Annotated in this window: 20 protein-coding genes and 2 pseudogenes; 13 read left to right on the forward strand and 9 right to left on the reverse strand. The window is 53.5% G+C overall.

The genetic code is table 11. The features are described from left to right. Positions 1-12: 12 nt before the first annotated feature. The 4 genes from CIK87_RS04270 (at position 13) to CIK87_RS04285 (ending at position 4,970) form a co-directional block, all read left to right on the forward strand. On the forward strand, positions 13-669 hold the full coding sequence (locus CIK87_RS04270) for a carbohydrate-binding family 9-like protein (RefSeq protein WP_094385780.1): 657 nt from the start codon (positions 13-15) through the stop codon (positions 667-669). After that, complete coding sequence (locus CIK87_RS04275) at positions 659-1,117, forward strand: Fur family transcriptional regulator (protein WP_371327103.1); 459 nt, start codon at positions 659-661, stop codon at positions 1,115-1,117. Before CIK87_RS04270 ends, CIK87_RS04275 begins: the two co-directional genes overlap by 11 nt. 96 nt (positions 1,118-1,213) lie before the next feature. Further along, complete coding sequence (locus CIK87_RS04280) at positions 1,214-3,601, forward strand: glycoside hydrolase family 3 N-terminal domain-containing protein (RefSeq protein WP_371327104.1); 2,388 nt, start codon at positions 1,214-1,216, stop codon at positions 3,599-3,601. 28 nt (positions 3,602-3,629) lie between these two features. Continuing rightward, complete coding sequence (locus tag CIK87_RS04285; RefSeq protein ID WP_094385785.1) at positions 3,630-4,970, forward strand: MATE family efflux transporter; 1,341 nt, start codon at positions 3,630-3,632, stop codon at positions 4,968-4,970. Between the two features lie 88 nt (positions 4,971-5,058). Here CIK87_RS04285 and CIK87_RS04290 read toward each other — a convergent pair whose 3' ends face one another. Then, entirely contained in the window at positions 5,059-5,820 is a 762-nt protein-coding gene (locus CIK87_RS04290; RefSeq protein ID WP_094385787.1) for an ABC transporter ATP-binding protein, read from the reverse strand. 1 nt (position 5,821) lies between these two features. After that, on the reverse strand, positions 5,822-6,580 hold the full coding sequence (locus tag CIK87_RS04295; RefSeq protein WP_022310057.1) for an ABC transporter permease: 759 nt from the start codon (positions 6,578-6,580) through the stop codon (positions 5,822-5,824). Between the two features lie 136 nt (positions 6,581-6,716). Here CIK87_RS04295 and lptB point away from each other — a divergent pair, with 136 nt between their 5' ends. From lptB to CIK87_RS04340, 9 genes and pseudogenes are all read left to right on the forward strand, one after another. After that, positions 6,717-7,526 (forward strand): LPS export ABC transporter ATP-binding protein, encoded by an 810-nt coding sequence (lptB, locus tag CIK87_RS04300; protein ID WP_022310058.1) that lies wholly within the window; start codon positions 6,717-6,719, stop codon positions 7,524-7,526. 128 nt (positions 7,527-7,654) lie between these two features. Then, complete coding sequence (tig, locus tag CIK87_RS04305; protein WP_094385789.1) at positions 7,655-9,007, forward strand: trigger factor; 1,353 nt, start codon at positions 7,655-7,657, stop codon at positions 9,005-9,007. Between the two features lie 133 nt (positions 9,008-9,140). Next, positions 9,141-9,815 (forward strand): ATP-dependent Clp endopeptidase proteolytic subunit ClpP, encoded by a 675-nt coding sequence (clpP, locus tag CIK87_RS04310; RefSeq protein ID WP_094385791.1) that lies wholly within the window; start codon positions 9,141-9,143, stop codon positions 9,813-9,815. Then, positions 9,808-11,052, forward strand: coding sequence for an ATP-dependent Clp protease ATP-binding subunit ClpX (gene clpX, locus CIK87_RS04315; protein ID WP_022310061.1), 1,245 nt, complete (start codon positions 9,808-9,810; stop codon positions 11,050-11,052). Before clpP ends, clpX begins: the two co-directional genes overlap by 8 nt. A gap of 113 nt (positions 11,053-11,165) precedes the next feature. Beyond that, positions 11,166-13,343, forward strand: coding sequence for a DNA helicase RecQ (recQ, locus tag CIK87_RS04320; protein ID WP_094385793.1), 2,178 nt, complete (start codon positions 11,166-11,168; stop codon positions 13,341-13,343). 36 nt (positions 13,344-13,379) lie between these two features. Continuing rightward, positions 13,380-14,084 carry a porin family protein gene (locus CIK87_RS04325; RefSeq protein ID WP_094385795.1) on the forward strand — a complete coding sequence of 235 codons (705 nt, stop codon included), beginning with the start codon at positions 13,380-13,382 and terminating at the stop codon, positions 14,082-14,084. Between the two features lie 520 nt (positions 14,085-14,604). Next, positions 14,605-15,174 carry a GNAT family N-acetyltransferase gene (locus tag CIK87_RS04330; protein WP_094385817.1) on the forward strand — a complete coding sequence of 190 codons (570 nt, stop codon included), beginning with the start codon at positions 14,605-14,607 and terminating at the stop codon, positions 15,172-15,174. Then, the gene (locus CIK87_RS04335) at positions 15,171-15,557 is read left to right on the forward strand and encodes a VOC family protein (RefSeq protein WP_094385797.1); all 387 of its coding nucleotides are present in this window, start codon (positions 15,171-15,173) and stop codon (positions 15,555-15,557) included. Before CIK87_RS04330 ends, CIK87_RS04335 begins: the two co-directional genes overlap by 4 nt. A 304-nt stretch (positions 15,558-15,861) precedes the next feature. Next, a pseudogene (locus CIK87_RS04340) lies at positions 15,862-16,676 on the forward strand (IS4 family transposase); the annotation flags it as partial. 228 nt (positions 16,677-16,904) lie between these two features. Here the strand turns inward: CIK87_RS04340 and CIK87_RS04345 are convergent. The 7 genes and pseudogenes from CIK87_RS04345 to CIK87_RS04375 form a co-directional block, all read right to left on the reverse strand. After that, on the reverse strand, positions 16,905-18,032 hold the full coding sequence (locus tag CIK87_RS04345; RefSeq protein ID WP_094385799.1) for a type II toxin-antitoxin system HipA family toxin: 1,128 nt from the start codon (positions 18,030-18,032) through the stop codon (positions 16,905-16,907). Beyond that, positions 18,029-18,358 carry a helix-turn-helix domain-containing protein gene (locus CIK87_RS04350; RefSeq protein WP_094385802.1) on the reverse strand — a complete coding sequence of 110 codons (330 nt, stop codon included), beginning with the start codon at positions 18,356-18,358 and terminating at the stop codon, positions 18,029-18,031. Before CIK87_RS04350 ends, CIK87_RS04345 begins: the two co-directional genes overlap by 4 nt. Before the next feature lie 140 nt (positions 18,359-18,498). Further along, a pseudogene (tnpB, locus tag CIK87_RS14810) lies at positions 18,499-18,720 on the reverse strand (IS66 family insertion sequence element accessory protein TnpB); the annotation flags it as partial. Between the two features lie 670 nt (positions 18,721-19,390). Continuing rightward, the gene (locus CIK87_RS04360) at positions 19,391-19,591 is read right to left on the reverse strand and encodes a hypothetical protein (RefSeq protein ID WP_144007717.1); all 201 of its coding nucleotides are present in this window, start codon (positions 19,589-19,591) and stop codon (positions 19,391-19,393) included. 22 nt (positions 19,592-19,613) lie between these two features. Continuing rightward, positions 19,614-21,587, reverse strand: a complete 1,974-nt coding sequence (locus tag CIK87_RS04365; protein WP_144008107.1) for a hypothetical protein — start codon at positions 21,585-21,587, stop codon at positions 19,614-19,616. Positions 21,588-22,562: 975 nt separating this feature from the next. Next, a complete protein-coding gene (locus CIK87_RS04370) occupies positions 22,563-22,763 on the reverse strand; it encodes a hypothetical protein (protein ID WP_094385811.1) in 201 nt (66 codons plus the stop codon). 23 nt (positions 22,764-22,786) lie between these two features. After that, positions 22,787-23,629, reverse strand: a complete 843-nt coding sequence (locus CIK87_RS04375; protein ID WP_144008108.1) for a hypothetical protein — start codon at positions 23,627-23,629, stop codon at positions 22,787-22,789. Positions 23,630-24,735: the final 1,106 nt, after the last annotated feature.

Genomic DNA, 24,735 nt, shown 5'->3' on the forward strand with positions numbered 1-24,735 from the left:
CCGAAGAAAGATATGAAACATCTCAGTGTAAAGAAGATAGACACCAGCGTGGCTCGTGCCGAGGATGTCCCGGCACTGCTCGACGCCCAGGGAGTGGAGTTCCAGCCCATCGACTGCGTAGACTGGGCGGCCGATTATCCCTATGCCCCCAAGGTAGAGTTTCGTATAGCCCACAAGGGCGATGCCGTGCTGATAGAATACCGCGTAAGCGAGCAGTCGGTGGCCGCCGTGGCTCCCCACGACAACGGCCGCGTGTGGGAAGACAGCTGCTGCGAATTCTTCTTCCAGCCCGAGGGCGGCAACGTGTATTATAATGTAGAGACCAACTGTGCCGGCACGGTGCTGGTGGGTTGCGGCGAGACCCGCGAGGCCCGCGAGGCCGCTCCCGCCGAGGTGCTCAACGCCATAAGCCGCTGGTCGTCGCTGGGACGCACACCATTTGCCGAGCGCATAGAGCCCACCACATGGCACATGGCGCTCATCATCCCCACAGGCACAGCCTTCCACTCACAGATAGCCACTCTCGACGGAGCCCGCATGAAAGCCAACTTCTACAAGTGTGGCGACAAGCTGCAGACTCCCCACTTCCTGTCGTGGAACCGCATAGACCTGCCTTCGCCCAACTTCCACCGTCCCGACTTCTTCGGCACTCTGGAGTTTGAACGCTAACCACCCTACCTCGCAGATGAAACCGGACGACTATGCACAGATGCTCGCCAAGCACGGCATCAGAGCCACAGCCAACCGCATCGTGATAGCCGAGGCGCTGGACCGGGCTGGCAGACCCATGTCGATGAGCGAGCTCGAAACCAGCATCGTCACCATCGACAAGTCGGGCATCTACCGCGCCCTGGCCGAATTCTACAAGCGCCAGCTGGTACACGCCATCGAGGGTGGCAACGGCGAGGTGAAATACGAGCTTTGCCGCAGCCACCATCATGACGTCGACGACGACCGCCACGCCCATTTCTACTGCGAGGAGTGTCGCAAGACATTCTGTCTGGACCATGTGGCCATACCCAAGATAGATGTGCCCGACGGCTTCTGGGTCTCTACCATCGACTACATGGTCAAAGGCATCTGCCCCGACTGTGCCCGCAAGCGCCATCGGGGCTGACGGCATCGCCGCGCGCGCGATACCTTTTATATATATAGCGGCTGAACGCGCCCGGGAGGGTTGCTGCACATCAGCCCGACAATGGACTGACTATATATGACAAAACAAACTATGTACAAGAGCCGGCGCACTGTCCTTGTAGCGCTGGCGCTGATGCTGGCGCTTCTGTCTGGACAGCACGCAGAAGCCCAGCGCATCTACCACAAAGGTTGGATAGACTTCAACAAGAACGGGCGCATGGATGTCTATGAAGACAGCCGCGCACCGATTGATGCCCGCGTGGCCGACCTGCTGCAGCAGATGACCATAGAGGAAAAGACCTGCCAGCTGGCTACGCTCTATGGCTCGGGCCGCGTGCTCGCCGACGCCCTGCCCACCGAGGGATGGAAGAACGAGGTGTGGAAAGACGGCATCGGCAACATCGATGAGCAGCACAACGGCGTGGGCCGCTTCGGAGCCCAATACGCTTTCCCCTACAAGCGACATATCGACGCCCTCCACGCCGTGCAGCGCTGGTTTGTCGAACAGACCCGACTGGGCATCCCCGTCGACTTCACCAACGAGGGCATACGCGGTCTCTGCCACTATCGCGCCACCTACTTCCCCAACCAGACAGGTCAGGGAAGCACATGGAACCGACAGCTGATAAGGCAGATAGCCGACGCAGAAGCCAAGGAAGCCGTGGCGCTGGGCTACACCAACATATACTCGCCTATACTCGACATAGCCCAAGACCCCCGCTGGGGCCGCTGCGTGGAGTCGTATGGCGAAGACCCTTATCTCGTGGGCGAGTTGGGCAAGCAGATGGTCATCGGACTGCAAGCCCACGGGCTGGTGGCTACCCCCAAGCACTTTGCCGTGTACTCCATCCCGGTGGGAGGCCGCGACGGCAACACCCGCACCGACCCCCATGTGGGCGAGCGCGAAATGCGCACCCTCTACCTCGAACCCTTCCGCAAGGCCATAGCTGAGGCCGGCGCGCTGGGCGTGATGAGTTCGTACAACGACTACAACGGCGAGCCCATCACTGGCAGCCGCCGGTTTCTCACCGACATACTGCGCCACGAATGGGGCTTCAAGGGCTACGTGGTGTCTGACAGCGAAGCCCTCGAGTTTCTCTACACCAAGCACCATGTGGCTGCCTCCTACGAAGACGCCTGCGCACTGGCTGTCAACGCCGGTCTCAACGTGCGCACACAGTTTACCCAACCCTCGGAGTTTATCACGCCTCTGCGCCAGGCTGTGGCGAGCGGCAAGATAAGCCGCGAGACGCTCGACGAGCGCGTGGGCGAGGTGCTGAGGGTGAAGTTCTGGTTGGGGCTCTTCGACCAGCCCTACCGTGGCGACGCCGTCCGCGTAGACCGCATCGTGCACAGCGAGCCCCACCGCCAGCTGGCGCTCGACGCGGCCCGCCAGTCGATGGTGCTGCTCAAGAACGACAGCGCCACCCTGCCCCTCAGCGCGCAGATGAAGCGTGTGGCGGTGATAGGTCCCAATGCCGACGCCCGCCCCATAAGCCGCTACGGTCCTGCGGGTGCCGACGTGGTATCGGTGGTCGACGGCGTAAGACAGCTGCTGCCTCAGGCCGAGGTGGTCTATGCCAAGGGCTGCGAGATACGCGACCCCCACTATCCCGAGAGCGAGGTGTGTGACTTTGAGATGACCCGCGACGAGAGGCTCATGATGGACTCTGCCGTCAGTGTGGCACGCGACGCCGAGGCGGTAATCGTGGTGCTGGGCGACGACGACAAGACCGTGGGCGAAGGCAACTCGCGCACTACGCTCAATCTGCCCGGCCGTCAGGAACAGCTGCTCAGAGAGATTGTGGCTACGGGCCGCCCTGTGGTGCTGGTGCTGATGGCGGGCCGGGCTACCACCGTCAACTATGCCGCCCGTCACGTGCCAGCCATCATCAATGCCTGCTTCCCCGGAGAGTATGGCGGACAGGCTGTGGCTGAGGTCATCTTCGGTGCCTACAATCCTGGAGGCCGCCTCACCTGTACCACGCCCCGCACCGTGGGCCAGATACCCTACGCCTTCCCCTTCAAGCCCGGCTCAGACGTCGAGAACAAGTCTTCGCTTTGGGGCAGCCTCTTCCCCTTTGGCCACGGACTGAGCTACACGCGCTTTGAATACTCAGACCTTGTCATCTCGCGCTCCACGATGCTGCCCACCGACAGCGTGACCGTGACGGCAAAGGTCAAGAATGTGGGCTTGCGCGAAGGCGACGAGGTGGTGCAGCTCTATGTGCGCGATGAAGTCAGCACGGTGACTACCTATACCCAGGTGTTGCGTGGCTTCGAGCGTATCAGCCTCAAGCCGGGCGAAAGCCAGATGGTGACATTCAGGCTCGGGCCTGCCGACCTGGCGCTCTGGGACAAGGACATGCGCTTCGTGGTCGAGCCGGGCGACTTCACCCTGATGGTGGGCGCCTCGTCAAAGGACATCAGGCTGACCGGCACCCTCAACGTGACAAGACCGTAAACGAAAACAAGTAAAACGAAAATCAAGAATGCAACAGACACAACGACACCATTATAAGCCCCTCTTGGAAATAGGAGTGCCCATCGTCATCGGACAGTTGGGCACCATCATCCTCGGCTTTGCCGACACGCTGATGATAGGCCACCACAGCACCATCGAGCTGGGTGCAGCCGGACTGGTCAACAACATCTTCACCCTGGGACTGCTCTTCTATCTCGGTTTCTCTTACGGACTTACCCCCATCGTGGGCCGCCTCTTCGGCATGGGCCGCACCGACGAAATCGGGCAGAAGGTGAAGAACTCGATAGTGGCCAACATGGTGGTGGGACTGCTGCTCATGGCAATGATGACGCTGCTCTACCTGAACCTGCACAACATCGGTCAGCCCGAGGAGCTGCTGCCCATCATCCGCCCCTACTTCCTGGTCAATCTGGTGAGCATCCCCTTCGTGGGCATGTTCAACACCCTGAAGCAGTTCTTCGACGGCATCACCCGCACACAGGTGCCGATGTGGGTAATGATTGGCGGCAATGTGGTCAACATCCTCTTCAACTGGCTGCTCATCTACGGCGTAGGTCCCTTCCCCGAGCTGGGCTTGCTCGGAGCCGGTATCTCCACCATGGGGTCGCGCGTGGTGATGTCGATAGCCCTCGTGGTGATATTCTTCACCGGCAGAGGCTATGTCCGCTACCGCCAGAGCCTGAAGCAGAGCACCGTGACGCGTGCCGACTTTGTAGAGATGAACCGTCTGGGCTGGCCCGTGGCACTGCAGTTGGGCACCGAGTCGGCTGCCTTCACGCTGAGCTGTGTGATGGTGGGCTGGCTGGGCACCATTCCACTGGCGTCTCACCAGATTATGATTACCATCTCCCAGTTGTTCTACCTGGTGCTATCGGGCATGGCCTCAGCCATATCCATCCGCATCAGCTACTTCATGGGGCAGAAGGAGTATGACGCCATGCGATGCTGCGCGGCCGACGGCTTCCGCATGCTGCTGGTCTTCTCTGCCGTGGTGAGTCTGCCCATCATCCTCTTCCGCCACGACATCGGCTTCATCTTCACCGACAACGACGAGGCGTGCCTCACGGTGGCGCATCTGATATGGATACTCGTCATCTACCAGTTTGGCGACGGCATGCAGTATATCTACGCCAACGCCTTGCGCGGCATAGCCTGCGTGAAGCCGATGATGTACTACGCCTTCATCGCCTACTTCTGCATCAATCTGCCTGTGGGCTATGTCTTGGGCTTCATCGCAGGCTGGGGCATATACGGCATCTGGACCGCCTTCCCCATAGGTCTTACCATTGCCGGCATACTCTTCTACCGCCGCTTCGTCAAGGAGCTCCGAGTGATGGCCGGGCGCTGACACGCTGGTCACTGCACTGCATATACGCGAAAAGGGCAAATCCGCAGATTTGCCCTTTTCGTTTTCTATCGAGTCCGAGTCAGCTGGTTCAGCCTTGCATCTCGGTGCGCTTCATCTTCTTGAGCAGGTCACTGGCAAAGATGAAGTCGGTAAGCCGCTCATTGGTCGAGCCCATGATGTCGGCGCTCACTCCCTGCCACTCCTTCGTACCTTTATATATAAAGATGATGTTCTCGCCGATACCCATCACTGAGTTCATATCGTGGGTGTTGATGATGGTGGTGATGCCATACTCGTGGGTGATGTCGGAGAGCAGATGGTCTATCACGAGCGACGTCTGGGGGTCCAGGCCGGAGTTGGGCTCGTCGCAGAAGAGGTATTTGGGATTGAGCACGATGGCTCGGGCTATCGCCACACGCTTCTGCATACCTCCAGAGATTTCGTCGGGATACTTGTTGGCTGCCTCCACCAGGTTGACACGGTCAAGGCATTCCTCGGCACGGCGCACGCGGTCGGCATAGTTGAGCGAGGAAAACATATCGAGTGGGAACTGCACATTGTCTCTCACAGACATCGAGTCAAAGAGTGCGGCGCCCTGGAAAATCATGCCCATCTCGCGGCGCATCATCACCTGCTCGCGCTTGGTCATGCCCACGAAGTCGCGCCCGTCGTAGAGCACCTCTCCCGAGGTTGGGTGCAGCAGTCCTACGAGGTTCTTCATCAGCACCGTCTTGCCCGAACCGCTCTGGCCGATGATGAGGTTGGTCTTGCCGGTCTCAAAGCGGGCATTGATGCCACGCAGTACGGTCTTGTCGCCAAAGGACTTGGTAAGATTTTTGACTTCTATCATATCAACTCAGGATTTGGGTAAGGAAAACGTCGGAAAAGAGGATGAGTACCGAACTGCACACCACGGCGTCGGTGCTGGCCTTGCCCACCTCGACAGAGCCGCCCTCGACGGTGTAGCCGAAGAACGACGACACGCTGGCAATGATATAGGCAAAGAAGGTACTCTTGATGATACTCATCCATACAAACCATGGATTGAAGGCGTGTTGCAGTCCTAAGGTCAGGTCATCGGGCGGCAAGAGATGCCCGATATAGGCTGTGCCATAAGCACCCACGATGCCCATCGCCGACGAGCAGACTACCAGGGTGGGCATCATCGTCATCAGGCCTGCTATCTTGGGCAGGATGAGAAACGAGGCAGAGTTGACGCCCATAATCTCAAGGGCGTCTATCTGCTGGGTCACACGCATGGTACCCAACTCAGAGGCGATGTTGGAGCCCACCTTGCCCGAGAGGATGAGACACATGATGGAGCTCGAAAACTCGAGCAGCATAATCTCGCGGGTGGTATAGCCCGACACCCAGCGCGGCATCCAGGGGCTCTGGATATTCACCTTCATCTGTATGCAGATTACGGCGCCGATGAAGAAGGAGATAAGCAGCACAATGGGTATCGAGTCTACGCCCAACTGCGACATCTCCTTGATATACCGCTTGGCAAACATGCGCATCCGCTCGGGCACGCTGAACGAGCGCCCCATCAGGATGAGGTATTTGCCGAAAGTGGTGAGATATTTCTTTAACAATTTGATTATCAACATAGGCTTAATGTCCGTTTTACGTTGCAAAAGTAACCAAAAAAGGTCAAAAAACTACCATGTATATAATAGTTTTTTAGTATTCTCAGTGTAATTGTCTTATTTTTTTGTAATTTTGCACGATAAACAATAGCTATTTATGGCCGATACAGACAACATGGTGATGACCCTCCGCACAGAGGGTCTTGTAAAAAGATATGGCAAGCGCACGGTGGTCAACAAGGTCGACTTCCATGTGAAGCAAGGAGAAATCGTGGGATTGCTCGGACCCAACGGTGCAGGCAAGACCACCTCGTTCTATATGACCACCGGTCTGGTAGTGCCCAACGAGGGCCGCGTAAGCCTCAACGACATCGACATCACCAACTACCCCGTCTACAAGCACGCCAGGGCAGGCATAGGCTATCTGCCCCAGGAGGCCAGCGTGTTCCGCCAGATGAGCGTGGAAGACAATATCATGGCCGTGCTCGAGATGACGCAGCTCAGCCATGAAGAGCAGCTTAGAGAGCTCGAAAGCCTCATCAAGGAGTTCCGCCTCACCAAGGTGCGCAAGAACATGGGAACCCAACTCTCGGGTGGCGAGCGCCGCCGCACCGAGATTGCCCGTTGCCTCGCCATCAACCCCAAGTTTGTGATGCTCGACGAGCCTTTTGCCGGCGTAGACCCCGTGGCTGTGGCCGACATCCAGCACATCGTGTGGCGACTGAAGTACCGCAACATCGGCATACTCATCACCGACCACAACGTGCGCGATACCCTGGCCATCATCGACCGTGGCTACCTGCTCTTCGAGGGTAAGATTCTCTTCAGCGGAAAGCCCGAAGAGCTGGCGTCAAACCCCGTGGTGCGCAAGAACTATCTCACCGACAACTTCCAGCTGACCCGCTTCACCCCCACCGAGGAAGACGAGCAGGCAGCAGCGGCCGCGGCAGCCATGCACCGCGACTAAACCCATCTGCAGACGGCCGCCAGCCGCCCGCGGATGCACTTTTCCACAAGATTATTAGGTAATGTCGCTAAAAATGAGTAATTTTGCGACTCATTCGGAAAATCAAAAATTTATAAATAGTATCAGAGATGAATATTTCATTTGAAAACCCTGACAAAGTAAGCGGTCTGCTCACCCTCGTGGTTGAAGAGGCAGACATCAAGAAGGATGTCAACAAGACAATCGAAGACTATCGCAAGAAGGCCAATATCCCCGGCTTCCGCCCAGGTAAGGCCCCATTAAGCCTCATCAAGCGCCAGTTTGGTATGAGCATCAAGATGGACGCCATCAACAAGTTGGTAGGTGAGCAGCTGCAGAAGTACATCAAGGACAACGACATCCAGATGTTGGGCGAGCCCATGGCATCAGAGTCACAGGTGCCCCAGGACCTCGAGAAGGACGGTCCCTACACCTTCAAGTTCGACATCGCCATCGCCCCCGAGTTCAAGTGCGAGCTCACAGGCCGCGACAAGGTAGACTACTACCAGCTCAAGGTTGACGACGAGCTCATCGACCGTCAGGTAGATATGTTCGCTTCACAGGCTGGCAGCTACGCTCCCGGCGACCACTACGAGGAGAACGACACCCTCAAGGGCGAGCTGCGCGAGCTCGACGAGGCTGGCAACACCAAGGAAGGCGGCATCGTAGTCGAGGACGCCATAATTATGCCTTCTTACATCAAGGTCGAGGACCAGAAGAACCTCTTCGACGGCGTTAAGCCCGGCGATGTAGTGACCTTCTCTCCCCGCAAGGCTTATCCCGAGAACGACGCCGAGGTTTCCTCACTCCTCAAGATAGACCGCAAGGAGGTAGCCGAGCACACCGGCGACTTCAGCTATCAGGTCAAGGAAATCAACCACTTTACCAAGCACGAGGTTAATCAGGAGCTCTTCGACCGCGTATACGGCGAGGGCAACGTGGCCGACGAGGCTGCTTTCCGCGCCAAGATTGCCGAGAACCTCAAGGCTCAGTTTGAGGTCAACACCGACTTCCGCTTCCTCATGGACGTGCGCAAGCACTGCGAGAAGAAGGTCGGCAAGCTCGAGTTCCCCGATGCCCTGCTCAAGCGCATCATGCTCGCCAACAACAAGGACAAGGGTGAGGAGTTTGTAGAGAAGAACTACGAAGCCAGCATCAACGAGCTGACATGGCACCTCATCAGAGAGAAGCTGGTTGCCGCCCAGGAAATCAAGATTGACGACAACGACGTCAAGGAGACTGCCAAGGAGGCTGCCCGCGCCCAGTTTGCACAGTACGGCATGAACAATGTGCCCGACGAGTACCTGGACAACTACGCCACCGAGATGCTCAAGAAGCAGGAGCACATCCAGTCGTTTGTGGAGCGCGCCATCGACCGCAAGCTCACCGAGAAACTCAAGGGCGTTGTCAAGCTCAACGTCAAGGAAGTGACCCTCGACGATTTCAACAAACTCGACGCATAAAAAGAAATTCAAAAAAAACTTCTTAAAGATAAGGAGGTTGTCAACTTTTTTATGTATCTTTGTTCTTAGAACAATGCATAAAAGAGTAGGCAACCTCTCTTTGTTTTCATTCATTACATATATTATTATTATCATGAATAGAGATTTTCGCAAGTATGCCACCCAGCATTTAGGCATTAACGGCATGGCACTCGATGATGTCATCAAGTCGCAGGCACAGTACATCAATCCCTATATTCTGGAAGAGCGCCAGCTCAATGTCACCCAGATGGACGTATTCTCACGACTCATGATGGAACGCATCATCTTCCTCGGTACCGAGATTGACGACTATACCGCCAATACCCTGCAGGCCCAGCTGCTCTACCTCGACTCTACCGACCCAGAGAAGGATATCTCCATCTACATCAACAGCCCCGGCGGCAGCGTCACAGCCGGACTGGGCATCTATGATACCATGCAGTTTATCTCGAGCGACGTAGCCACCATCTGCACCGGCATGGCTGCCTCGATGGCTGCCGTGCTGCTCACAGCCGGAACCGAGGGCAAGCGACAGGCACTCACCCACAGCCGAGTGATGATTCACCAGCCCCTCGGCGGAGTACAGGGACAGGCGTCCGACATCGAGATTGAGGCCAAGGAGATTCAGAAGTTCAAGAAGGAACTCTACACCATTATCAGTGAGCACTCACACACGCCCTACGACAAGGTATGGCAGGACAGTGACCGCAACTACTGGATGACTGCCCAGGAGGCCAAGGACTATGGCATGATAGACACTATATTAACACGCAAGAAGAATGGCTAAGAAGAAAGTATGTAGTTTCTGCGGCCGCGACGAGAGCCAGGTCAACCTCATCATCTCGGGGCTTCACGGCTTCATCTGCGACGACTGCGCCAAGCAAGCCTACGAGATAGCCGAGTCGACCGGAGCCTATGGCAGCGCAGCTGCCAACAAGAAACCCACCGACGCCTTCACCCTCAAGGAGATACCCAAGCCCCGCAAAATCAAGGAGTACCTCGACCAGTATGTCATAGGCCAGGACGACGCCAAGCGATTCCTCTCCGTGGCAGTCTACAACCACTATAAGCGACTGCAGCAGCACATCGACGACGACGGAGTGGAAATCGAGAAGAGCAACATCATGATGGTGGGCAGCACAGGTACCGGCAAGACGCTGCTGGCGCGCACCATAGCCCATCTGCTCAACGTGCCCTTCACCATCGTCGACGCCACCGTATTTACCGAAGCCGGATACGTGGGCGAAGATGTCGAGAGCATCCTCTCCCGACTCCTCCAGGTGGCCGACTACGATGTGGCCAAGGCCGAGTGCGGCATCGTCTTCATCGACGAGATAGACAAGATAGCCCGCAAGAGCGACAACCCCAGCATCACCCGCGACGTGAGCGGCGAGGGCGTGCAGCAGGGTCTGCTCAAGCTCCTCGAAGGCACTATGGTCAACGTGCCGCCCAAGGGAGGCCGCAAGCATCCCGACCAGGACTACATCCATGTCGATACGCGCAACATCCTGTTCATCTGCGGTGGAGCCTTCGACGGCATCGAGACCAAGATAGCCCAGCGCATGAACACCCACGTGGTGGGATACAACTCGGTGCAGAACGTGGCACGCATTGACAAGAACAACCTCATACAGTATGTCACGCCGCAGGACCTCAAGTCGTTCGGACTCATCCCCGAGATTATCGGACGCCTGCCCGTGCTCACCCACCTCAACCCCCTCGACAAGCCCGCCCTGGAGCGCATCCTCGTAGAGCCCAAGAACTCGATAGTCAAGCAGTACATCAAGCTGATGGCCATCGACGGCATTGAGCTCACCTTCGACCAGGCGGCGCTCAACTACATCGTCGACAAGGCGGTAGAGTACAAGCTGGGCGCACGCGGACTGCGCTCCATCGTCGAAGCCATCATGATGGACGCCATGTTCGAGCTGCCCTCCAAGCGTACCAAGACATTCGAGGTCACCCTCGCCTACGCCAAGGAACAGATGGAGAAATCCAATTTCCAGAAGCAGGAAGCCCAGTAATCTGCCCGGTGGGACCGCCCCGGGCAGCCCCACCGTCATCAGATATATAATTATCAGTAATTCTATCTCCCCCACCCCAGTTCCTTGGAGAAAGAAAACTGCTTTATATCAATATGACAGACAACATAAATCTTTCGGAAAAACTAAAGCACTATTTCGGCTTTGACTCGTTCAAAGGCGACCAGGAAGCCATTATCCGCTCGCTCATGGCGGGGCACAACGTCTTTGTGCTCATGCCCACCGGCGGAGGCAAGAGCCTGTGTTACCAGCTGCCGTCGCTCCTCATGGAAGGCACTGCCATCGTCGTGTCGCCACTCATCGCCCTGATGAAAAACCAGGTAGACGCCGTCAATGGCATCAGCGAGCACAACGGACTGGCCCATTACCTCAACTCGTCGCTCACCAAGGCGCAGACCACACAGGTGATGAATGACGTGCGCAACGGCCAGACCAAGCTGCTCTATGTGGCTCCCGAGTCGCTCAACAAGCCCGAGAACCTGGAGTTTTTCAAGTCGTTCAAGATTTCGTTCTATGCCATCGATGAAGCCCACTGCATCTCGGAGTGGGGACACGACTTCCGACCCGAGTACCGCAACCTCAGACCCACCATCAACAAGATTGGCAACGCGCCGGTGATAGCCCTCACGGCTACTGCCACCGACAAGGTGAGAAGCGATATCAAGAAAAATCTGGAGATACAGGACGCCATCGAGTACAAGAGCTCCTTCAACAGGCCCAACCTCTACTACGAGGTGCGGCCCAAGACCAAGGAGATCAACAAGCAGATTGTGCTCTTTATCAAGAAGCACCCGGGCAAGAGCGGTATCATCTACTGTCTCTCGCGCAAGACGGTAGAAGAACTGGCTGCCGAGCTCAAGGCCAATGACATCAAGGCGGCGCCCTATCATGCCGGCCTCGACAGCGCCACGCGCTCGCAGACCCAGGACGACTTCCTCATGGAGCGCATCGATGTCATCGTGGCCACCATAGCCTTCGGCATGGGCATCGACAAGCCCGACGTGAGATTCGTCTTCCACTACGACATACCCAAGAGCCTGGAGGGATACTACCAGGAGACCGGACGCGCAGGCCGGGATGGAGGCGAGGGCATCTGCATAGCCTTCTACTCCTACAAAGACCTGCACAAGCTCGAAAAATTCATGGAGGGCAAACCTCTCAACGAGCAGGACATAGGCCGGCAGCTGCTCCAGGAGACGGCAGCCTATGCCGAGTCTTCAGTATGCCGCCGACGCATACTGCTCCACTACTTCGGCGAGGAATATGACAAGGACAACTGCGGCAACTGCGACAACTGTCTGCACCCCAAGGAGCGGATAGAGGCACAGCAGCAGCTGGTGATAGCCCTCGAGGCGGTGCTGGCGCTCAAGGAGAATTTCCGCCAGGAGTATGTCATCGACTTCATCAAGGGTCGCGGCACCGACGACATCGTATCCCATCACCACAACGAGCTCGAAGAGTTCGGCTCGGGCGAGGACTTCAACGAGAAGCTCTGGAATCCCGTCATCCGACAGGCCATGATAGCCGGCTACATGAAGAAGGATGTGGAAAACTACGGACTGCTCAAGGTCACACCGTCAGGACGGCGCTTCATCAAGTCGCCCCACTCCTTCATGGTGGTCATGGACACCGAGTTCAAGGACGAATACGAAGACGACGACGCCCAGGGAGCCATGGCAGCGCTCGACCCCGAGCTCTACGAGATGCTCGTCAGCCTGCGCAAGAAGGTGGCCAAGCGCCTGGGGCTCGCACCCTACGTCATCTTCTTCGACCAGTCGCTCGAGCAGATGGCGACCATGTATCCCGTCACCCTGCAGGAACTGCAGAACATACAGGGCGTGGGTGCGGGAAAAGCCAAGAAGTATGGCGCCGAATTCTGTGACCTTATACGCCGCCACTGCGAAGAATACGGCATCGAGAGACCCGAGGACATACGCGTAAAGACGGTAGCCAAGAACAGCATGGTCAAGGTCAAGATTATCCAGAGCATAGACCGCCAGATAGCACTCGACGACTTGGCGTCGGCCATGGGACTCGACTTCGACGAGCTGCTCGACGAGATAGAGAGCATCGTCTACAGCGGCACCAAACTCAACATCGACTACTTCCTGCGCGATGTGATGGACGACGACGCCATCGACGACATCTTCGACTACTTCATGGAGGCCGACACCGACGACCTCGACACAGCCGTCGAGGAACTGGGAGGCGACTACACCGACGAAAACATACGCCTGGTGCGCATCAAGTTCATCTCAGAGGTAGCCAACTGACAAGACATTACACAACCCATTAACAAGCAATAAGAAATGAAGAAAATCATGACGAGCCTCGTGCTCGCACTCATTGCCACAGCAGCTCTGGCTCAGCAGAAGCAGGGCTCGTTCTCCTTCGTGCCACGCGTGGGAGTGACCATCGCCAACCTCACCGACAACGACCTGACGCTCGAGCGCGGTGGCACCATCAAGTCTAAGTCCAAGCCCGGATTTGCCGTGGGCGCCGACGCCTTCTACCAGCTCACCGACCAGGTGGCGCTCTCGGCGGGCGTAGTCTACACCTCGCTGGGCAGCAAGTATCACGACTTCGACGAGCTGCGCGCAGAGCCGGCAGAGACCGATGAGGAAATCAAGTACACTGCCTACACCGACTACTCTACCACGACTACCTACATCGCCGTGCCCGTCATGGCGCATGTATATGTGGCTCAGGGACTGGCGCTCAAGGCTGGCGTACAGGTGGGCATGCTCACCTCGGCCAAGAGCGGCTACACCACATGCGACTTCACGCAGAACCGCACCACGGGAGTGCGCACCTACAGCCAGGTGGTCACCAAAAATGAAGACAAGTCCAAGGACGGCTACAGCAAGACCGACTTCAGCATACCCGTGGGCATCTCCTACGAGTATATGAACGTGGTGCTCGACGCGCGCTACAACCTGGGACTCTCCAAGGTGCATAAGGACCTCGGTTCCAAGAACCGCTCGTTCACCTTCAGCGTGGGCTACCGTCTGTAAGGCGTCCGCGCCGTCAGGCCGGCCATCGGCAAACGACCCGAAAGGGCAAAAGCAACCACCGCAAGATTGCTTTTGCCCTTTTTTGATGGCTTTATATCTTATTTCATGCCACCATACACATATTTCGTGCCCCCGCCCACTCCTTTCATGACCTAAAATACTGATTTCATGACCTCCGCGACTTTTCTCATGACCTTGGCAACTTTTCTCATGACCCCGGCAACTTTTCTCATGACCACTACCGACACCGAGGGCCACTTGGCTGACGCGTATCGTCCGAAACGAGCATCCGTATCGTTCGACACGTGCATCCGCGCCTTACGTTACGAGTCTCCGCGTCATACGTTACGAGCCGCTATCCACGCCTCCCACGGTCACCATGACAGTGAGGCAAGGGCTGGGGATGATGAGAAAATAGGCAAATAGTTTGGCGGTGTTAATCTTCCTATGTAACTTTACAGCCACAATGACCAAGGGCGGCGCCAGAGCCCCCTCACCCACACCACACATCAACGACAATATGGAAACAGCGACAATACTACTCCGCCGATGGCGGGAGACCGACGCCGAGGCGCTCTACAAGTACGCTTCAGACCCCGAAGTGGGGCCGCGAGCCGGTTGGCCCGCCCACCGGTCGGTCGAAGAGAGCCTGGAGATTATCCGCTCTGTCTTCGCCAACGACTCGACCTGGGCGATAGTGCTCCGCGAGACGGGCGAAGCCATCGGCTGCATAGGCTACTACACCCACGCGACGAGCAACATCGACATCGGCACCCACGACTGCGAGGTGGGCTACTGGCTGGGGCGCCCCTACTGGAACAGGGGCATCTGCACCGAGGCGCTGCGGCTCATGGTCGACTACTGCGTCAACGTGATGCACTTCGACAACATCTACGCCGACCACTTCACGGGCAATCCAGCATCGGGGAGGGTCATGGAGAAGTGCGGTTTTATAGACACGGGCCGCCTCAACCGGTGCAGCCAACTGCTGGGCGGCGACAGCCAGATGGTCAGGGTGTACCGATACAGCCCGGAGGAACAACAGGCCGAGGGCAACATGGTCACAAACATACAAACTCATAAGCGATGAAACTCAACCATATACACCACGTCGCCGTAATCTGTAGCGACTACAGCATGTCCAAGCGCTTCTACACCGAAGTGCTCGGGCTCGAGATCCGTAGCGAACACTATCGCAGCGAGCGCGACTCGTGGAAGGCCGACTGCTACCTCGGCGACACCTATGTCGTAGAGCTCTTCTCCTTCCCCACTCCACCCGCGCGCCTCACCTATCCCGAGGCTGCGGGGCTGCGCCACCTCGCCTTCGAGGTCGACGACATAGCCGCGGCGGTAGCAGAGCTGGACGCCCGCCACATCGTCCACGAGCCCGTCCGTACCGACGAGTACACCCACAAGCCCTTCCTCTTCTTCAGCGACCCCGACGGTCTGCCCATAGAGCTCTATGAGAAGTAAGGGGCAAGGCGCAACACCAGCCGGCGTCATCAGCGGCTATTACCTGTGGTGGAAAAGGAAGCATCGCGCGGCCTGATAACCATCCGGGAAGACAGATGATGCGGCAAAACCAAATCCATGGAACTGAAGATGGGGTGGTTTTGTCGCATTCTTCGTTGGGGAAGGTTGGGATGGGGCCCACCCTGGCTCCAATCACAACGGATATCACACTTCATACATTTCCCCTGCCATTTCATACAACCTCTGGGCTGGCGCACCCGCAGGCAGATGCGTTATATTATCTTTGTGTCAAGAACTTCGGCTGTCCGCATGGTTCAACCGCCTGCAGATTATCGACTCCACGACAATAAGCCTTTTTTCCAACCTCATTTTCAAAGGCGTAGGCAGGCATCCCAAGACCGGGGAAAAAGAAGGGTGGCATAAAAGTGCACACCAATATCCACGCTAACGAGTTCGTGCCGTCTGACATCAAGTTCACGTCAGCCGCAACCAATGACAGCTTTATGCTGAAGCCCGCGAATTATAACGATGGAGATATCATTGCCATGGACAGGGCCTACATAGACTATGCCAGGTTTGAGGAACTTACCAATCGTGGCGTCACATACGTGACAAAGAAGAAGAATCTTGTATATGATACTCTTTCTGACACAATGTACATGTTGCCGTGCGGCCTCATGGAGTGTAGAGTCCAGGTCGTGGAGTTCAGGAAACATATAAAGGGCGGAGAGAATATCAAACACAAGGCCCGTATTGTCACCTATGTCGATCCTGCGAAGAAAAAGGCGAAAGTCATATCGTTGCTCACCAACGACATGACCATGGAGGTGGAAGACATCATCGACATATACCGCCAAAGATGGGAAATAGAGTTGCTGTTCAAGCAGTTGAAACAAAATTTCCCGCTGAAATACTTCTATGGGGAGAGCGCCAACGCCATCAAGATACAGATTTGGGGGCACCCTAATAGCCAATCTCCTTCTGATGGTCATAAAAAAGCGCATCAAACGCTCTTGGAGCTTTTCTGGATTGGCATCAATGGTAAGAATCATGCTCATGTATTATGTGAACTGCTATACTTTCCTTGAGGAACCAGAAAAAGACTGGGCAAAAATGGTTCAGGTGATTAGAGAGGGGCTTACTTTTTATAAAACAAGCCCAGAGTCCCATTTCAGGACTTCGGGCGGGGAATTTGTGCTCTTTAGAGTTTTAGCGGACAGCAATGAAATGGAAAAGGCGGCTTGTTTCGGATGGTTGCGATTTACTGAAGTTGCATAGTGACAACAGCTCCTATAGGTGCTTTGCCATTGCTTCAATGCTGTGCAAAAAATGTTTATACCATTCCTGTTATTTCTTTGTAATGTCATTGAGCAGAAGGTCACCGCATTTCTGATAAACCTCATCAAAGATTTCCCTGCAACGCTTCTCGCCCATTTTAATCTTTGTCCCAACGGCTATGAAGTCCTGAAGAGTAGGGTAGCCGGTAGAGTTGACAGATGTAGCGTGCTGACCATTGTAGCCTTCTGTGCATAGGGTAAGGTCGTATGCAGGAGCAAGATGCCAGATGAACTTGCCATTTGAATCCTTACGAACCTGGTAACTGAAGTTCTTGCAGTGGTCATCCTTGTTGTCGGTAAGGTAGTTGAATACCATGCGACGGTATATTTCCTCCACATACTTTGGATTCTGTGTGATGTAGCCAGTCAAAGCAAGCAAGTTGCTGTAGTCAAGCACAGGCTCAGACAGTGAAAGGCATAGCAAACCACCTGCAGTAGCTGTATGGATGCGCTCGCCATCGTCGGTAAGGTCAAATCGCTTAGTTGTAAAGTACTTGCCATTGGTAAGCTTGAAGTCTGGAACATCGATGCCACACTTGCGTGCTATCTCATTGTAATGGTATTCCTGCAGTCCCATGTCTTTAGGATCGTATGTGTGACGGAATTTTACAAGCCAATGTCCTTCTGCGTCTGAGAACACTGCCTTTGGACGGCAACCACCACTGTTACCGCTGTTGTAGAGCAGAAGTCCAGCGTCTGTGTCCTGCTGTTCTTTGAGAACTTCCAGAGCCTTCTCTTGGAGTAAGTCGAAGTCGGTAATATTTTCTCCTGTTGATATGATGGCCTCAGGCTCGTATGTCAAAGCTCCCATGCCGCTATTGCCTACGATGCTCAGTCGCTCAATGGCAGTCAGTTTCCTGTCATCAATGCCTTCACGCATCAAAGCCTTGTGAAGGAGATAGCGACCGTAGCCATCGGGAAGACTGTCCTCAAAGATGCCGAAGTCACCATACAGAGTTGTTGGCTTTGCAAGAAACAATCCAGTCTTCAGCGGAAGTTCCAATGGCGAAATGCTGAATCCCTCTGCAAGCCAGCGAGGATCATACTCAAAAGCCAGACACTTGTCGTCTGGGGTCAGCGAGATTACTCCTACAATCTCACCGTGGTATTTTACAGTTAGTCTATCTATATTGTTCATTGCTTATGTGCTCTCGTTTTACCAGTGTTCTTGCGTATCTGAGTCAGTTCCTCCATTGTTGAGTACTTTGGCTCAGAAAATATATTCTTTACCTCAGACGTGTATTCCATAGCCATAGCAATGCCAATGAGGTTCTTCAGCGAAATGAGTCCTTTCTGCTCGAATCTCACGATATTTGCTACAGCAACGCCCGACTTCTCAGCAACCTGCTCACGAGTAAGATTCTTCTCTATGCGACGTTTACGGAAATCATCAGCCAATGACTTGGCGATGTCATCAGCATTATCAAGCGTGAAATTATCTAAAAGTGATAATATATTATTCATTGTATTCTGTGTTGGTTATTTATAGATAAAATGTTATCAGTTGTAAAGGTACTGCTTTTATTTCAAATAACTGTCACAATCAACAATAATTTGATGATTTTTATGAATATAATGACGAAAGGGTAGTGCAAAAGGTGGAATTAATTTCTTTTGAACGGCAAAAAGTACGATTCAAACATTTCTTCCATCAGAAGTACATGCTCATCCCAGCGCATAGACCTGAAGCCTATGCCCTGACGAAGAAATATGCGAGGATGGAAACGGCCTTGCTCCAAACATTTGTAGTACATTACATCTCCTCCATGTTCCCAATGGAGCAACTTCATTGTCGTGTGAGACTTGCCCACAAATATATACACGTCACCATTAGCCGGTTACAGACCCACTTGCCGGACCTGCCCACACATTCCATTCACGCCCATGCGCATATCAGTAGGATGCTGCGCCATAACTATATGGTTGTCCTTGTTCTAATTGAACATAACTTTTTTGAGGGACAAAGGAAAACCGTTTCGGCGAAATGGAAAAGGCGGCTGGTTTCGGATGGTTGCACCGAACCTATCATAGCAATACTGTAAGTGTTGCGCTTAGCCGTAGGCGTTACTCATAGCAGGAATAGCGCGCTATTGCGAATTAAACCCCAATTGGTCATTAGACCGATTGGGGTTAATATGCAAGTCAACGTCTTTGCCAAGCCGCAAAAGGCAGAGCCGCCCAGGTTGGTACGTCTGCATCGCTAAAGGGATGCCGATAATGGTCAAGGCAAAGTCCGCAAGCATTTTCATAACCTATACCATTTCTAATATAAGATATTATTCTTCACAGAAGAAGATAGGGCCAGCTCTTCTTGCCTTGTTCATGAGCCGCCAACCAGTCTCTTCTGAAAGGTGGTTATCGCTTTCTCTAACCCATAGTCTTATACGAGGATGGAACCCATCTTCTGGCATACTCTCTTGCTGACTTCCAACATCAACGAGTTGCCATGAAATCACAAGACTCGTATTTAGGTCTAATGGTCGATAGAGATACTACTCACCGATATCCGTTGGTCACGTCTATTTCTTCCCTGATGTTGAAGTTGCTGGGAGTGCGGGCCTGGTCGAGGTAGTCATTGTCCTTGCTGCCAGACAGGTCGCCATTGGTGCCATCGTCGCTGAGCGAGCCTGTCAACAGGGCATTGTGGCTGATGGATATTCTCTCGGCAACGGGCGCCGTGTATCTGAGTCTGTTCATCTTCATACGTATCATGAGGTTATTACTTGGTTATTATCACTTTCCTGCCATGACGGATATAGATGCCGGGCTGCAGACCATCGAGGCCGGTACCCACGCACTGGCCATTGAGATTGTACACACGGCCGCCGGTCTTGTCACCGTCGACGTTCAGCTCGCCGATGGCGGTGGTAGTGCCATCGATTACTGCCTTTACAGCTGCGACCGAAGTAGTCTCAGGGACTATGAAGAAGGCGCGAAAAGCCTTCATAGGCTTACCTGACAAGGCTCGGAAAAACTTGTTGCCAGCACCGAGGAAAGCCACATACTTATGGGAATCGGCCCAACCGGTGACGTCGACGGGAGAGTAAATGCCCGTGAAAGATATAACCCCACCCACAGCATCCTTCGCCCTGGAGCCTGCCGTGACGACCGTTGTCTGCACGCCGGAGAAGGTATAGGTATTGTCTTCTGCCACGCGCGACGGTCTGATGAGACAGGGAACGCCGGCCGTGAGACCCGTGACCGCCTTGAAGATGAGGGATGTGCCCTCAACCTTCTCGAGTTCGCGCAGCTCCACCCCGTCGCCAAAAGCCAGCTTCGCCTGCGCCTCGGAGAGAGAGAATGGCAGACAGAGCGTGTTCCACCCATCGTCATAGAGCGTGCGACGGAGGGTCACATTGGCCTTGCCTTCTGTCTCTATGGCATTGTCCTTCTCTTCATCGAGGGCGATTGTGCGGGCTGCGCTCTCTGTGACAGTCACCTCGTCGAGGAAGAAGCGGTTGTTTTTTGGGTTGTTATTATTGGCGAAGGTCAGCGTGAACTCTCCCGTGCCTGTTATCACCATCTCATAGTCAGTCCATTTCGCCTTGACGGGAGTTACTGACACCTTCTTTGCTGGCGCATTGTCACCATAGGTCAGCGAGCCGTCAGAGATGGTGACCACGACGCCGGGATTCTCATTCACGGTCTCCCACATGGCAGCCTTGAATGTCAGCACGGCGCTGCCATCGACCCTGATGACAGGCGTGGTCACGCTGCCATGGGCTGGACCTATCCTGATACAGCCGCTGCCCAGATAGACAGTGCCTGTATGCTTCCACACATTATCCATCTTACTGGCATCCCACTCTCCTTTGGCAGCAAAGCCATACCATCCCTCCTTGCCGTCACACTGATCAAACGACTCGTGGAAGGCATAGGTGCCGACGCGCTTATTGGTGATGGTATATTGGGCGGTCGAACTGGCATATTTTTCCTTATCCTCGGGCTGGAATGTTGCCGTGATTGTCATCGTTCCGTACACGTTGGCATGCACCACGACGGCGCCCGTAGAGGCATCGACCTCAGCCACTCTGTCACCGCTTGTTTCATAGCTCACCTTGCCAGGCACGCTGTTTTTCTCCACAGCCTGATAGCCAGTAAAAGCTTCGCCGCTCGACGTTTTTCCATCCGTCAGCGTGATGCCTTCGCCCATCAGTCCGTCGAAGGAGATTGATGTCGGAGTCTTGGCAGAGCCAGGCTGTCCATAGATTTTTATCTGTTTGATTCTTGAGACTGCGCCGCCAGTATTATGAATTTTATAGATAGTGCCAGCACTCTGATTACCTTCAGGGATAGCAAAGTCACATGTGGCCGCGCCTGCAGCAGCGGCGACCACAACCTTGTTACCGACATACACGCTGTTCTTCAATGCATTGGCTGGAGTATATATCTCCAGAACTATCCGTGACACGGTGAAATTGAACTTGGGCAATGTTACATACGCCTCGTCCTGACACTGCAGGAAGTAAGTGCTTTCAGATTTATTCAGATAGTGTGAACCTTCGATTTCAATGGTATATCCGTCGTAGGTATATGCCTTCTTATTCATCTCATAGCTACCCTCTTTCAGTTGCCAAGGGTTGGATGCCAAAGTGAAATCCAACGTCACTTCAGGTTCATTGCTCTGCGCATATCCTAAGTTGCAGACCGTAGCAAACAGGACAGCCACAAGCCATCGTAGATAATTGTTCATCTCATTAATAGTTTTTAGATTCAGTATTATGGTAGAATATCATTTCCTGCACCACAGCTTGAGCCGCCCGCCTATAGTCCCGAATCCCGAAGAGCGAGTCAGGCGCCGCCAGCAACGCTGTTTTGCCTTACAAAGCTACATCAAATCTACGACTATCGGGCAGAAAGCACAGAGAAAGAATGCAGTACTCATGTTAAATAATGCTAAACACCACAAATGGCCACTACTACAGGTCACATTTCACCACAGACACGCATCAGCGCAGCACTCAAGACTACCTCAACTACCCTACTGACACCCGGCGACAGCATCCACTACCGCCAGCCCATCAACATGGCGCTCATAGTCACAAAAGACAAAAGCAAGGAGTCCACCAACATTCTGAAGCCAAAGCATAAATTACAGAATTCAAGGTTTGAAACAATGGAAGCAAACCATGAAACAGCCATTTCACACCACGAAATAATGATAAACCTAAACTGCCTAATGACCGTTTTGGGTTATTGCAGGCAAAAGTCCTGCCAGGATAACGCCTGCGGCTAAGCGCAACACTTACAGCGTTGCTACCTTTTCTTTATTTGTACCCAGGGTAGAGGCGCTGCGCACCCCAGCCCAGGGTTGCGGGTGAAGACCGCTACCCTGGGTTACTATACCAACAAAGCATGCTACTCTGTAAGAGTTGCGATTAGCCGTAGGCGTTACTCACAGCAGGAATAGCCGAGCTATTGCAAATTAAAAACAAGTAAAAGACACCTCATAACAAACAAAAGACTGAGAGCAGTCATCAAATAACACACCTGCTGGCCCAATGACCGTTTTAGGTTATTGCAGGCAAAAGTCCTAAGTTACCACCAGCTCCGCTATGGGTTCTGGCTGAAAACAGTTAGCCCCCATGCAACTATCTCGTCGCATAGGGGCTGGTTTGGTTATTGTCTATGGGCTGGGGCTTATTCATCACCTGCCCTTCACGGTCGGTTATTTATATCCGTTGGTCTCGTCGATGTCTTCCCAAACGTCTGTGGCCAATGGGCTGCGGGCATATCCCTGATCTTTAACCTCCTCGTCACCGGTAAAGCCACCTATTTCACCGGTGCTGTTTATTGAACCTGCCAAGATGGCATCGTTGTTGATAATTATCTTTTCGGCTGCAGGAGCCACATATTTCATTTTGTTCATATCTATGTATATTATGGGTTATATTACTTTACTACTATCTTCTTGCCGTTCTGGATATAGAGACCGGGCTGCAGACCGTTGAGGCTGTTGCCAACATACTGGCCGTTGAGGTTGTATACACGACCGTTGGCCTTGACGCCGTCGATTACTAAGTCTTCGATACCTGTGGCAGTGCCGTCGATAACAGCCTTGAGAGCGTTAGAAGGAACATTGTTGGGAACCAGGAAGAAAGCCCGGAATCCCTTCATCTTAGTTTCCGCTTGAGCCTTGAAGAACTTATTGCCTTCACCAAGGAATGCGTAATAACCAGTTGAGGGACCTGCTGGATTTACCGTCACAACATCCATAGGAGAATAAATGCCGAGGAATTGTATGTCTCCACTAACCATTGAAAAGGTGTAATCCTTGTTGTTTGCAACGGCTATCGTAGCTACGCCTTCAAAATTATAGGTACTACCATCCTTAGCCACCTTAATTAGACAGGGTTCACCAGCTGTAATTATGTCGGTGCTTACAAACTTAAGAGTTGTACCCTCAATAGAGGAGAGCTTGCGCAGTTCTACATCGTTACCGATAGCAGCCGTGACCTGTGCTGCGGTAAGAGAGAAAGGCACACACAGTGTGTTCCAACCACCATCACCATACAGCGTACGCTTCAAGGTAACATTGACATTCTCAGCCGCCTCTACAATATTATCGCTATTCTCATCGAGAGTGATTTCTGCGGGAGTTACTTCTTCAACCTTTGTAACCTTAACCTCATCGAGGAAGAAACGGTTCTTTGCTACCAAGCCTTCAAAAGTAATAGTAAACTCAGAGGCACCACTTATCTCCATGGCATAGTCGGTCCATTTGGCTTTTACCATATTAATGGTTACAGATTGTGCTGTGATATTGTTGTAAGTCAACTTGCCTTTGCCGCTATTGTCGTTGATAGAAACTTTGATTTGTTCTTTTTCTTTTTGATTATCCCAAGCTGCAGCTTTAAAAGATAGTAAACACTTTGTTGTTACTTTAATTGTTGGAGTTTTAATAGATCCTTTGTCATCTTTCGATCCAATTTTCACACACTTGTTTGCTCCTTTGACATTTGGGCCAATCCAGCCTGTATTGTCATAGTTAGCATTAGCACTTGCTATACTGCCGCTAAATTTTCCGTCATTTCCACCTGTGCCATTGTTTTTATCAAATGACTCATAGAACAATGGTTTCTCTTCACTCTGCGAATACCCCCCCCATGCAAATCATTGCGAATAGGGATAGCATGATTAATCGTAAATGTTTTGTCATAATGTTTATAGTTTTTAATTGTTAATGAATATCAGTAGTTGAATGGGTTATATATAAATTAGGTGTAAGCAGAAATGGCACTCAGCACCGCCAAGCGACACGCAACGCACCACTCGCAGCAGCGAGCGGGGCAATGGATGGGTCGTGGATGGAGCGCAAAGTAACCATTACAGCGTTAATTTTCTGCAAAAATACGGCATATTTATGACATAAACACAAAAAAGCCGTTAAAAAACAAGGCCACGCGGGTTAAATTATATTAAAACGCGGCAATACGCACAATAATCGCAGTAATCAGGACAGAAAAGGCACATAAGTCGCTCACCAAGCCCACAAGAGAAGCCTTATCCAGAAGCCCTATCCCAGCCATCCCAAAGGGATAGCAGACTCTCTCTGCTGTGGATCGGGTTGTTAGGAGCGTAAAGCGTGGCCCATACCAGATACAACAAAAGCCCCCCGCTACGTGCCTCTCCATGCGTCCCCCATAGAGTCTAATAGTTCAATCCAGTCTTAACCAAAGGAAAGAGAAGTTTCTTCTTGCGGTGGATATGGTTGTCCTAAAATCCGCAACTATCATCCAATACACGATTAAGGGTAGATTTATGAGTCGTTAGTAGCAGCTTTCAGTAAAAAGCAACAGCACAACATCAATATGTAGCCACCATCCCCTTACCCCACGATG

This window comes from Prevotella sp. P5-64 (assembly GCF_002251285.1).
Classification (GTDB): Bacteria; Bacteroidota; Bacteroidia; order Bacteroidales; family Bacteroidaceae; genus Prevotella.

Excerpts from the sequence above, each read along its gene's own strand:
- CIK87_RS04270 (WP_094385780.1), top strand. The coding sequence starts at position 13 with ATGAAACATCTCAGTGTAAAGAAGATAGACACCAGCGTGGCTCGTGCC.
- CIK87_RS04280 (WP_371327104.1), top strand. The coding sequence starts at position 1,214 with ATGACAAAACAAACTATGTACAAGAGCCGGCGCACTGTCCTTGTAGCG.
- CIK87_RS04285 (WP_094385785.1), top strand. The coding sequence starts at position 3,630 with ATGCAACAGACACAACGACACCATTATAAGCCCCTCTTGGAAATAGGA.
- CIK87_RS04290 (WP_094385787.1), bottom strand. The coding sequence starts at position 5,820 with ATGATAGAAGTCAAAAATCTTACCAAGTCCTTTGGCGACAAGACCGTA.
- CIK87_RS04295 (WP_022310057.1), bottom strand. The coding sequence starts at position 6,580 with ATGTTGATAATCAAATTGTTAAAGAAATATCTCACCACTTTCGGCAAA.
- lptB (WP_022310058.1), top strand. The coding sequence starts at position 6,717 with ATGGCCGATACAGACAACATGGTGATGACCCTCCGCACAGAGGGTCTT.
- tig (WP_094385789.1), top strand. The coding sequence starts at position 7,655 with ATGAATATTTCATTTGAAAACCCTGACAAAGTAAGCGGTCTGCTCACC.
- clpP (WP_094385791.1), top strand. The coding sequence starts at position 9,141 with ATGAATAGAGATTTTCGCAAGTATGCCACCCAGCATTTAGGCATTAAC.
- clpX (WP_022310061.1), top strand. The coding sequence starts at position 9,808 with ATGGCTAAGAAGAAAGTATGTAGTTTCTGCGGCCGCGACGAGAGCCAG.
- recQ (WP_094385793.1), top strand. The coding sequence starts at position 11,166 with ATGACAGACAACATAAATCTTTCGGAAAAACTAAAGCACTATTTCGGC.
- CIK87_RS04325 (WP_094385795.1), top strand. The coding sequence starts at position 13,380 with ATGAAGAAAATCATGACGAGCCTCGTGCTCGCACTCATTGCCACAGCA.
- CIK87_RS04330 (WP_094385817.1), top strand. The coding sequence starts at position 14,605 with ATGGAAACAGCGACAATACTACTCCGCCGATGGCGGGAGACCGACGCC.
- CIK87_RS04335 (WP_094385797.1), top strand. The coding sequence starts at position 15,171 with ATGAAACTCAACCATATACACCACGTCGCCGTAATCTGTAGCGACTAC.
- CIK87_RS04345 (WP_094385799.1), bottom strand. The coding sequence starts at position 18,032 with ATGAACAATATAGATAGACTAACTGTAAAATACCACGGTGAGATTGTA.
- CIK87_RS04350 (WP_094385802.1), bottom strand. The coding sequence starts at position 18,358 with ATGAATAATATATTATCACTTTTAGATAATTTCACGCTTGATAATGCT.
- CIK87_RS04360 (WP_144007717.1), bottom strand. The coding sequence starts at position 19,591 with ATGAACAGACTCAGATACACGGCGCCCGTTGCCGAGAGAATATCCATC.
- CIK87_RS04365 (WP_144008107.1), bottom strand. The coding sequence starts at position 21,587 with ATGAACAATTATCTACGATGGCTTGTGGCTGTCCTGTTTGCTACGGTC.
- CIK87_RS04370 (WP_094385811.1), bottom strand. The coding sequence starts at position 22,763 with ATGAACAAAATGAAATATGTGGCTCCTGCAGCCGAAAAGATAATTATC.
- CIK87_RS04375 (WP_144008108.1), bottom strand. The coding sequence starts at position 23,629 with ATGGTAAAAGCCAAATGGACCGACTATGCCATGGAGATAAGTGGTGCC.